The following is a 10,566-nucleotide window of genomic DNA, read 5'->3' on the forward strand; positions in this document are numbered from 1 at the left end:
GGGAGTTCGAGGGACACGGCGAGGCCGATGGTCTCCTGCTTGATGGTCACGCCGGGGCCGGACGTCGTCGTGACCGCGAGCGACCCGCCGAACGCGGCGCCCAGGGCGGCACCCACCGCGGCGATCTCGTCCTCGGCCTGGAAGGTGCGCACGCCGAAGTTCTTGTGCCGGCTCAGCTCGTGCAGGATGTCCGAGGCCGGGGTGATCGGGTACGAGCCCAGGAACAGCGGCAGGTCGGCCTGGCGGGAGGCGGTGATCAGCCCGTACGCCAGCGCCAGGTTGCCGGAGATGTTGCGGTAGGTGCCCACCGGGAACGCCTGCGCGGCCGGCGCCACCTCGTAGGAGACGGCGAAGTCCTCCGTCGTCTCACCGAAGTTCCAGCCCGCGCGGAACGCCGCGATGTTCGCCTCGGCGATCTGCGGCTTCTTCGCGAACTTCGTGCGCAGGAACTTCTCCGTGCCCTCCGTGGGGCGGTGGTAGAGCCAGCTCAGCAGCCCCAGCGCGAACATGTTCTTGCTGCGCTCGGCCTCCTTGCGGCTCAGCCCGAAGCCCTTGAGCGCCTCGACCGTCAGCGTCGTCAGCGGCACGGCGTGCACGTGGTAGCCGTCCAGCGAGCCGTCCTCCAGCGGGGAGGCGGCGTAACCGACCTTCTGCAGGGCCCGGTTCGTGAACTCGTCGGTGTTGACGATGACTTCGCCGCCGCGCGGCACGTCGGCGATGTTCGCCTTCAGTGCGGCGGGGTTCATGGCGACCAGGACGTTCGGCGCGTCCCCGGGGGTGAGGATGTCGTGGTCGGCGAAGTGCAGCTGGAAGGACGAGACGCCGGGGAGCGTGCCCGCGGGGGCGCGGATCTCGGCGGGGAAGTTGGGGAGCGTGGCGAGGTCGTTGCCGAACGACGCCGTCTCCGAGGTGAACAGGTCTCCTGTCAGCTGCATGCCGTCGCCGGAGTCGCCCGAGAAGCGAATGACGACCCGGCCGAGCTGCTGTGTCTGATACGTCACCGGCAAGTGCCTCTCCCGTGGGCTCAACGCGCGTGCGCCGTCTCGGCCGCGCGGTCGTCACATGGACGAAGGGGCGGGCGCCCGTCGGCGAGCGTAGGGCGATCCCGGACTTATTTCAATGGGCGTTGAATTGCGTGGGTGGGGTGCGTCCGGGTTTGACCGCCCGGACGGCGCATGGCGGCCGGGTCCGGGTTTCACTGACATCGTGCCTGGTCGGAAGGGGTGTCCCGGGTGGCGGGGGAGTGTCTAAGCTTTGACCCCAGAAGTCACGGAGCGTAGAGTTCACGCCAAGGTGAATTCCTGTCTCGGAGGGGTCGCTGCGGGCGGTGCCACGCTGCGGCTCCTTGCCGATGCCGGGCGCGCACGCGTCCTGCGGGGGACTCGGGAACGAGAGGAAGTTCCGCTGTGGCAGAAGCGAAAGGCTTGTCCGACACCCGTCAGGCGATCATGAGGTCCGCCGCGGACCTGTTCGCCGAACTCGGCTACCGCAACACCTCGATCCGCGCCATCGCGGCGGACGCCGGCTGCGACCCGGCGCTCGTGCCGCACTACTTCGACTCCAAGGAGGCGCTCTTCAGCGCCGTCGTCGCCGACACGGTGCGGCCGGCCGAGGTCCTGCGGGAGGCGCTGCGCCGCGGGGACGCCGGGGCGGCGGAGTGGCTGCTGCGGCACGCGGTCGCCGACTGGGAGGACCCCGTGCAGGGGCGGCGCATCCTCGGCGTGCTGCGCTCGGTGCTGGACCTGCCGGTCGCCAGGGAGCGGATGAGCCGTGCCCTGCTGCCCCGCGACGTCGCCGACTCGGGGCCCGACGAGGTCCGGGTCTGGCTGGTCAGCAGCCTGTTCATCGGCGTCATGACGTCCCGTCACATGGGACTGCTGGACGAGACGTTGTTCAAGGAGGGCGGCGAGGCGGCCGTCGACGCCCTGGCGCCCGTTGTCGGGGCGCTGCTCGGCGCGGACGGGCCCGACGCCTGAGGCGGCGAGGGGCGCCCGGGGGCGGGCGCCGGTGCGGGAACGTCCCGGCGGGCGGGCAGGGGTGTCCTCCCGCCCGCGGTGCTGTGCGCGGCCGGGGCGAGCCAGGTCAACTCGCCGCCAGCCCCGCGATGTTGAACGGACGTTCGGTGTCCGGATCGTGTCCTCCTCGGCTTGCGGCACTTAATTCATTGCTCGTAGACTTCATTGGAGAGTGAAATAGCCGGATGGGCGCTGCCGACGGGGCAGCGGGCCCAAGGAGGAAACATGGAATCGATCGACGTGGGCGCCAAGGCGGCTGACCCGCCCGGCACTTCGCCCGGTCCGGCTGCGGCCTACGCCGCTCGCTGGGTGGTCCTCGCGGTCACGCTGTCCGCGATCTTCATGCAGATGCTGGACACGACCATCACGATGGTCGCGCTGCCCTCGCTGCAGAGCGATCTCGGCGCCACCTTCGCCGAGATCCAGCTCGTCGTCGCCGTCTACTCGCTCGCGTTCGCCTGCACCCTGGTGACGGGTGGGCGGCTCGGCGACATCCACGGCCGCCGCAAGGTCTTCCTGATCGGCATGCTGGGCTTCACCATCGCCTCGGCGCTGTGCGGCGCGGCCCCCAACTCGACCTTCCTGATCGTCTCCCGGGTGTTCCAGGGCCTGTGCTCCGGCCTGATGTTCCCCCAGGTGCTGTCGATCCTCCAGGTCACCTTCTCCAAGGAGGAGCGCCCCAAGGCCCTGGCGATGTACGGCGCCTCGGTCGGCCTCGGCACCGTCCTCGGACCGGTGCTCGGCGGCTGGCTGATCGACCTGGACATCATGGGCACCGACTGGCGGGCCATCTTCTACGTCAACCTGCCGGTCGGCCTGGTCGCCCTGGTGTTCGGCCTGGTCAAGATCCCCGAATCCTCGGCGGCCGGCGCCCGCCGGCTGGACGTCACCGGCGCGGGCATCCTCACCGCCGGCCTGTTCAGCCTGATCCTGCCCCTGGTCATCGGCCGGGAGCACGACTGGCCGGGCTGGAGCCTGGTGCTGCTGGTGCTCAGCCCGCTGCTGCTGGCCGAGTTCTTCGTCTACGAGAACAAGCTGTCCAAACTCGCGGACCGCTCGCCCCTGGTGCCGACCAGCCTGTTCCGGGAGCGGTCGTTCACCGTCGGGCTCCTCATCAGCGTAGTGTTCTTCGCCGGCATCCCGTCGTTCTTCATGACCTTCATCATGAGCCTGCAGATCGGTTTCGGGTACACCCCGATCTCCGCGGGCCTGGTCAGCCTGGGCTTCGCCGCGTTCATCGCGATCGGCTCCGCCCGGTCCGCCGCGGTGGTCAAGCGGCTCGGCACGAAGACGCTCGCACTCGGCACCGGCCTGCTGCTGGTCGGCATGTCCGGCGTCATCGCCACGGTGCACTGGGCCGGCACGGACCTGCACGGCTACCAGCTGGTGCCGTCGCTGATGGTGGCGGGCCTGGGCGGCGGTTTCTTCCTGGCGCCGTGCACCGGGATCATCCTGGCCGGCATCCGCTCCCGTGAGGCCGGTTCCGCGTCCGGCATGGTCGCCACCGTCCAGCAGGTCGGCATCGCCATCGGCATCGCCGTCGCGGGCATCCTCTTCTACGGCCTGCTCGGTTCCAACGCCGACGGCGCCAGCGACACCGCGGTGCCCCGGCTGCGCTCCGACCTGGCGGCCGCCGGGGTCCCGCAGGAGCAGCAGGGGCAGATCGCGCAGGGGTTCCAGACCTGCTTCCACGACAAGATGAACCAGAAGGACCTCACCCGGACGCCGGCGAGCTGCGCGCGCATCAACAAGGAGCTCGCGACCAACCCGATGCCGGCGGACGTCAAGCACAAGGTGCAGACCGCGGTGCTCGCCAAGGCCGTGCCCGAGGCCCGCAAGGCCAACTTCTCCGACAGCTTCGAGCAGGTCGTGTACTGGCAGATCGGCTGCTTCGGCCTGTCCTGCCTGCTCGTCCTCGCCCTGCCGAAGATCCGCCCCGAGGACGTCCAGGACGTCCCGGGCGGGGCGTGAGCGCCGGCGGACCGTGCCGGCCCGCTCGTGCCGGGGTGCCTCGTCGGCGGGGCGCCCCGGCACGGGTGTGCGCGGGGTGGCGGGGCACCCGGACCACGGCGGGTCCGCCGGGCCCGGGCGTGCCGTGTCCCGTCGCGCCCCGTCCCGGCGTACCGCCCCTGTCCGCGCACCCTCCCCCCGGTGGACCGGTGGGACCGGTGAACCGGTGAAAGGACGCTGAGGCCCGTGATGGCCGTTCTGCTGCTCGGTACGGTGTCGGCGCTCGTCTACGCCGCCGCGGCCGTCGCCCAACGCGGTGCCGCCGCGCGGACCGCGCTGCCCGGGGCGCGCGGGTACCGGCGCTCGGGGATCTGGTGGACCTCCCTGCTGCTCAACGCCCTCGGCGCGCTGCTGCACACGGCAGCCCTGCGCTACGGCAGCCTCGTCGCCGTGCAGATGCTCGGCGTGCTCACCCTGGTCGCGGCGCCGGTGCTGTCGGCCGCCCTGCTGCGCAGCCCGATGAGCGGCGAGCAGTGGCGGGGTACGGCGCTGACGGTGGCCGGGGTCGCCGGACTGCTGGTGCTCACCCGCTCGGCCGGCTCCGACCGGGCGCCGGACACGGGCGCGCTGCTCGGCGCGGTCCTGCTGACCGCCGGTGTCCTCGGGGTCACCACGGCGGCGGCCGGGGTGACGCGGCGGGGACCGGCCGCGAGCCTGTGGTACGCGGCGGCGGCCGGGGTCGCGTTCGCGGCGGCGTCCGCGCTGGCGCAGGTCGCCGTGCTGGAACTGGCCGACGGCGACGGGCTGTTGCGGCGCGTCGACGGCGGCCTGCCGTGGCCGGCGCTGCTCGCCGGTGCCGGTGTCGTCTGCCTCGCGCCCGCGGGCCTGGCGCTGTGCCAACTCGGCTACCGCGGCGGCCTGGAGGCGCCGCTCGCCACCGTCACCCTGGTCAACCCGGTCTTCGCCACGCTCATCGGCGTGGTCTTCGGGGACCGCTACCCGACGGACCTCGGCACCGCCCTCGCCGCGCTGGTCGCGGCGGTCGCCGCGGGGTGCGGGGTGTGCGTCCTGGCCCGGGCCGAGGCCCGGGAGAGCGACCAGGGGGACGGGCGGCGCGAGGCGGGCCGGGGGCAGGGCGGTGGCCCGCGACAGGTGCCCGCTCCCGCCGCCGAGCCGGCGGCGGGTCCCTTCACGGAGTCGGCCGCCGTCTCCCGTGCGGGGGCGGGCTCGGGGGCCGACACGGCGGCGGCGTCGGGGTCTTCGTGAGCACGGGCCCGCGGTGCTCGCCCGGCCGCCCGCCGCGCTGCCGCTGCCTCGGCTGAGCCACCCGCGCTCCTTCAGCGCGGGGCGGGCGCCGGTGGTCACGCCGCGCCGGAGCCGGCCGCGTCAGTCCTCTTCCGTGCCGTCGGCCCCGTCGGCCCCGTCAACCCCGTCGGCCCCGTCAACTCCGTCGGCCCGGTCGGCCCCGTCAACCCCGTCGGCCGCGTCCGCCCCGTCCTCCTGGGCCGCCCGGTCGAAGTGGACCTCGAGGGACGGGGTGAGCCAGTCCATGAGCTCGTCGAAGTCCAGGGAGGCCAGCGGCTCGACCTGGAGGACGTAGCGGAGCATGACCAGGCCGGCCAGCTGGGCGGAGACCAGCGAGGCGAACGCCGGGGCCCGGTCGGCGTGTTGGGGGACGATGCGGCGCAGGCACGTCGCGAAGGCGTCCTCGATGCGCTCACGGAAGACGTGGGCCACGGCCTCGTCGGACAGGCCCGCGCGGTAGACCGCGACCAGGGCCGGACGGGTCGCGGCGTCCTCCCAGTAGGAGAGGAAGGTCCGCGCCACCCAGGCGCCGGGGCGCTTGGCGACGCTGTCGAGGTCCTCCTCGTCGAGGGAGTCGAAGAGGGCGGCCATGTCGACGCGGGCGGCGACGGCGTCCTGGAAGACACCCTCCTTGTTGCTGAAGAAGTGGTGGATCAGCGCCGGGTCGACGCCGGCCTGCTTGGCGATCCCGCGCATGGTGGTGCCCGAGTAGCCCTTGGTGGCGAAGAGTTCCAGCGCGGCGCCGAGGATCTGTTCCCGTGTGTCGCTCTGCCCCGGCCGGCGTCCGCCGCCACGCGTCGGCCGTCGCCCGCGACCCCGGGCGCCGCGGCCGCGGGGGGCGTCGCGGTGCGGGTCGGGGATCCCGCCTTCCGAGCTCATGGGGGCCCTCCGACATCTCGCTCCGACAGGTAATTCATGATGCGTGGAAATCTACGCTATCAGCATCTCACATGCGACGACTGCCAGGTAGGGAGCATTCCGGTGGGCCGCGCGGGTGTCCAGGAGCGCGGCGGGGCGGCTGGCCGGATCCCGACCGCCCCCCGCGCCGGGACGGGCGCGAGCCGCCGCCGGACGCGGCCGGGGCCGCCGTTCCGCGCGTCCGGATGGTGACGCGCGGGACGGCGGCCCCGGTACCCCGGCCGGCCCCGGCTCCGTGCCGACCGGTCGGTCAGCGTTCGACGCTGGGCAGCACGGTGGCGCCGGGAGTGAGCACCCGCTGCACCATGTGCGGCGCCCGCCGCTTCGCCCACAGCAGCACCTTGAGGCGCTTGAGGGGGGTGAAGTTGTAGTAGCGGTCGGCCGGGTCGCCGAAGCCGAACAGCGGGGGGACGAACGAGGCCGTGCGCAATTGGCCGAAGATCCGCTCCGCCGCGGCCCCCGGCGCGAGCCGCTGGTCGGCGACCTGGCGCAGCAGGCGGTCCGTGTCGTCGAACAGGGCGACGAAGCCGGCGTAGACCGGGAACCACAGGCCGGCGCCCCGGTGGCGCCCCAACTCCCGCCACTGGTCGGGGCGGTCGCCCGTCGCCAGGGCGTCGTTGCGGGCGCGCTTGAGGGACAGGGCCGCGAACATCGAGTGCAGCAGCCACACCCGGCAGAACGCGTTCCACAGCCGGAAGTCGCCGGTCGCGGTGAGGGCGGAGCGCAGCAGCCGCTCGCCGTGCTCGATCAGCGTCGCCTGGAACGTCTCCAGCGGACGGAACCGCTCGGCCGACCAGTCGCCGTCGCGGGCCGCCGCGATCAGGTGGGCGGCCGCCTCGTGGACGAGTTCCGCGGTCAGGGTCACGTCCCGGGAGAGCGTGAAGTCGCAGCGCACGGCGGAGCGGTCGAGGACGACGAAGCCGTCGCCGACGGTCCGGGTGGCCGCGTACTGCCAGGACTCGGCGCTCGCCCACGGGCGCACCGCGCTCGCCCCGGCGAACTGCCAGGCCAGATCCGGGAACTGGCGGACCAGGTGCTGGAAGTCCTCCTCGGGGGAGGCCGACCGCTGCGGCCACTGCTTGGCGTCCAGGCTCACCGCGACGCTCGTCAGCGCGCCCTCCCCGGTGCGGTCCTCGCCGAACGGCACCAGCTGCATCCAGCCGCCCGGGAAGACGACCTGCGTGGTGCCGCCCGTCCAGGGCGTGCCGCCCGCGCCCGGGTCCACCCGCTGCTCCAGCGGGCGCACACCCCTGAGGTGCGCGGTGAGGACCCGCGAGGAGTGCCGCAGCGGGCGCAGCGCGGGCTCGGGGCCGAGGCGGTCCAGGAGCGGGGCGTCGGGGCCGGACATGTCGACCACGAACTCGGCACCCACCGCGCTGCCGTCGGCCAGCTCGACGACGAAGTCGCCCGCCTCGCCGGTGACTTCCGTGACAACCGGGCGGTTGGGAGCCGCTTTCGCGCCGTGCCGCACGGCCAGGCGGTGCACCCAGGCGTCGACGTCCGGCCGGTACAGGTGCGACTCGCCGTGTTCGCTGGGCACGTTGAACTGCACGACCTGGTGCGGGCGCACCCGGCTGCCGGGGCGGGCGTAGACGAAGCCGATGCTCCGCTTCACGCCCGAGGTGCGCCGCACGTCCTCCGGCAGCTCCCCGAAGTGCCCGAGCGCCGACAGTTCGGGCACGTCGTAACGCCGGGCGAGCAGTTCGAAGACCTCCGCGGTATACGGCACCGTCGTCTCGCCCGCCGGTACGTCGGCGTCGTGCGGCGAGTCGACGAGCACGGTGTCGATGCCGGCCCGGGCCAGGACCGCGGCGAGCATGCCCCCGCCGAGGTGGGCGCCGAGCACGGCGATCTTGTGCCGGGGCACGTTCCGGGCGGGACCGGGTGCGCGGGCCGGGCGCGGGGCGCCGTCGGAGACCGGTGCGGTACCGGTGTCCGGCGCGGACGCCCGCGTCCCGCCCGCCGGTGGTCGGGTGCCGTGAGCCTGTGGCTCGGGGGATGCCGTCGCCATCGGACGGGGTCCTTCCTGTGGATCGGAAGCGGTCGTCCGGCGCGGTGCGGGGCCCGGGCCGGACACGGTGGGTGGTGCGGGGCGGTCGCCGGCGGGGCCTGTGGGGGTGGGGCGGTCGCCGTGGGTGCGTGCGAGCGTGGAGCGGTCGTCGCCGCGGTGTGCGGGGGTGGAGCCGTCGCTGTCCGGATGTGCCGAGGTGGGCCGGTCGCCGTGGGCGGGTGCGGGACGGGAACGGTCGCCGTCCGGGCGGCGTCCGGGGGTGCGGTCGGCCGCCCGGGCTGCGGCAGCCGGGGCCGGTGCGGGTCCCGACGCCGCGCGCACCGCCTCCTCGGCCGGGTCCGGCGGCAGTGCGGACTCTGCCGCGCCGACCGTCTCCGCCCCCTCGCACCAGGCGGGGCCCGGGCCCGGGGGCTCGGGGGTGCGGGCCTGGGCCCGCGCCTGCCGGGCGAGGAGGTCCTTGGGCGTCACCCGGCGGCGACCGCGGGGCGCGGGCACGCCCGCGGCACGGGGCACACCGGCACCCGCGCCCGGGCCACCCGCGCCTTCGCCGATGCTGCCGTCCGAGCCCGCCGGCTCACCCGAACTGCCGTCGGCCCCGGCTCCCTTGCTGTTCTCGGACATCGCGCACTCCTCAGCCGTTGCGGTGGAGGCGGGAGCGGAGGAAGCCGCCGAGGGCGCCGGCGACGATGGGGCCGGTGTCGGGGGCCGCCGAGCCGTGGCGGGCCCAGCGCATGGTGCGCAGCATGCGCGGCGGGCTGGGGTTGTAGAAGCGGTTGTCCGGGTCGTGCAGGCCGAACGGCGGCGGTGCGTAGCTGTCGTCCTGGAGCAGGTCGAACAGCTCGCCGGTCGCCCGGTCCGGTGTCATCAGCCCGGCCTCGACGTCGCGGCACGCCGCCCACGCGGCCTCGGTGACCTTGTTGAAGCCGACGCTCGCCGGGAACAGCGCGCCCGGGTGCGGCTGGGCCTCCAGCTCGCGCCAGATGAGGTGGTCCCCGCTGCGCTGGAAACGCACCAGCGCGTCCTGGGCGTTGAGCGTGCCCAGGACCGTGCCGAGCGCCCACATGCGAAACGTGGCGTTCCACATGCCGTAGTCGCGGAACGAGGTGAACGAGGACGACACCACGTCGTCGTGGGCCCGTACCAGGCCCTGCTGCAGCGTCTCCACGTGGGCGAAGCGCTCCGCGGAGAAGTCGTCGTCCTTGACGGCGTCGATCAGCCGCCAGGCCAGGGAGTTGACGACGTCGGTGGTGTTGGTCAGGCCGCGCGAGTACAGCGCGTCGACGAAGCCGGCCGCGTGCGAGGTCAGGCACCAGCGGTCGCCGACGACCTTGCCGGAGGAGTACTGCAGGCGTCCGGTCGACACCCACGGCCGGGCCGCCCGCGCGTCCCGGAACTGCGGCGCGATCGCCGGGAACCGCTCCAAGAACTGCGCGAACTCCTGCTCCGGTGCGAGGTCCGTCTTCGGGTGCTTGCGGGGGTCCAGGGTGAGGCCCACGCTGCACAGCCGGTTGGTGGCACCCCGGTGGTTGTCGAAGGGGATGACCCACACCCAGCCGCCGTCGAACACGTGGTGCAGCGTGCCCTGGTGCCAGGGGCTGGGGTTGTCGTGCTTCAGGCCGGCCGGGCAGTCGTCGTACGGCCGCACCCCGATCATGTGGGTGAACAGGGTGCGCGAGTGGGTGCGCTGCTGCGGCACCTCGTCGCGCAGCCCGAAGGTGCGGGCCAGCGGCGAGTTGTGGCCGCCCGCGTCGACCAGGTAGCGGGCGCGGATCGCGGGGCCGTCCGCCACGCCGAGGGTGACGCCGGAGCCGTCGACGTCGACGTCGGTGACCCGGGTGTTGAGGCGGGGGGTCGTGCCGTACCGCAGCGCCACGTTGAACATGTAGGCGTCGACGTCCTGGCGGAACATGTGCGACTCGGTGGACAGCGCCACCGGGATCACGAACTGGTTGATCTCGCGCGGGTCCTGGGCGCGGTCCTCGCGGTGGTAGACGAAGCCGAAGTTGCGCTTCTGCCCCGAGTTGGACGACACCTTGGAGCGCATCGTGGAGAAGTGGCTCAGGTGGGCGATCTCCGGCACCTCGTAGCGCGCGGCGAGGATGCGCAGCATCACGGAGGTGTAGGGGATCGTCGACTCGCCCACGGCGAAGCGCGGGTGGGTGCCCGCGTCGATCAGCACGGTCTTCACGCCGTGACGGGACAGGATGGCCGCGAGGATGGAACCGGCGATGCCGGCACCGAGGATGGCGACGTCGTGGTCCGCCGGACCGGGCGGGCCGGACGCGGGCGTCTGCTGCATGATGCTCGTTCCTCCAGAGTCGAGGCGGATCTGTGGTGCGCGCGTGGGGGGCCTTCGTGCGTGGGGGA

General features: G+C 73.6%; 7 protein-coding genes. 3 read left to right on the top strand and 4 right to left on the bottom strand.

Annotated elements, in window-relative coordinates; translation table 11 throughout:
• The coding region (locus tag AQJ30_RS07580; protein ID WP_425424129.1) for a 2-oxoacid:acceptor oxidoreductase family protein at window positions 1-1,001 on the bottom strand (1,001 nt) is incomplete at its 3' end.
• Between the two features lie 423 nt (window positions 1,002-1,424).
• On the opposite strand from AQJ30_RS07580, the gene AQJ30_RS07585 reads away from it, so the two are divergent.
• The 3 genes from AQJ30_RS07585 (at window position 1,425) to AQJ30_RS07595 (ending at window position 5,231) form a co-directional block, all read left to right on the top strand.
• Entirely contained in the window at window positions 1,425-1,976 is a 552-nt protein-coding gene (locus tag AQJ30_RS07585) for a TetR/AcrR family transcriptional regulator (protein ID WP_067230197.1), read from the top strand.
• Window positions 1,977-2,240: 264 nt separating this feature from the next.
• Window positions 2,241-3,986 (top strand): MFS transporter, encoded by a 1,746-nt coding sequence (locus AQJ30_RS07590; RefSeq protein WP_067230199.1) that lies wholly within the window; start codon window positions 2,241-2,243, stop codon window positions 3,984-3,986.
• Window positions 3,987-4,211: 225 nt separating this feature from the next.
• Window positions 4,212-5,231: a DMT family protein gene (locus AQJ30_RS07595; RefSeq protein WP_159052308.1), complete on the top strand. Its 1,020-nt coding sequence runs from the start codon at window positions 4,212-4,214 to the stop codon at window positions 5,229-5,231.
• A gap of 120 nt (window positions 5,232-5,351) precedes the next feature.
• On the opposite strand, the gene AQJ30_RS39750 is transcribed toward AQJ30_RS07595, so the two are convergent.
• The 3 genes from AQJ30_RS39750 to AQJ30_RS07610 form a co-directional block, all read right to left on the bottom strand.
• Window positions 5,352-6,149, bottom strand: a complete 798-nt coding sequence (locus AQJ30_RS39750; RefSeq protein ID WP_067230203.1) for a TetR/AcrR family transcriptional regulator — start codon at window positions 6,147-6,149, stop codon at window positions 5,352-5,354.
• 289 nt (window positions 6,150-6,438) lie between these two features.
• Complete coding sequence (locus AQJ30_RS07605) at window positions 6,439-8,820, bottom strand: hypothetical protein (protein WP_079083906.1); 2,382 nt, start codon at window positions 8,818-8,820, stop codon at window positions 6,439-6,441.
• A gap of 10 nt (window positions 8,821-8,830) precedes the next feature.
• The gene (locus AQJ30_RS07610) at window positions 8,831-10,498 is read right to left on the bottom strand and encodes an NAD(P)/FAD-dependent oxidoreductase (protein ID WP_067230206.1); all 1,668 of its coding nucleotides are present in this window, start codon (window positions 10,496-10,498) and stop codon (window positions 8,831-8,833) included.
• Window positions 10,499-10,566: the final 68 nt, after the last annotated feature.

Origin of the sequence: Streptomyces longwoodensis (genome assembly GCF_001514125.1) — a bacterium.
Classification (GTDB): Bacteria; Actinomycetota; Actinomycetes; order Streptomycetales; family Streptomycetaceae; genus Streptomyces; species Streptomyces longwoodensis.

Coding starts and splice junctions, on each gene's coding strand:
- AQJ30_RS07590 (WP_067230199.1), top strand. CDS start 2,241: ATGGAATCGATCGACGTGGGCGCCAAGGCGGCTGACCCGCCCGGCACT.
- AQJ30_RS39750 (WP_067230203.1), bottom strand. CDS start 6,149: ATGAGCTCGGAAGGCGGGATCCCCGACCCGCACCGCGACGCCCCCCGC.
- AQJ30_RS07605 (WP_079083906.1), bottom strand. CDS start 8,820: ATGTCCGAGAACAGCAAGGGAGCCGGGGCCGACGGCAGTTCGGGTGAG.
- AQJ30_RS07610 (WP_067230206.1), bottom strand. CDS start 10,498: ATGCAGCAGACGCCCGCGTCCGGCCCGCCCGGTCCGGCGGACCACGAC.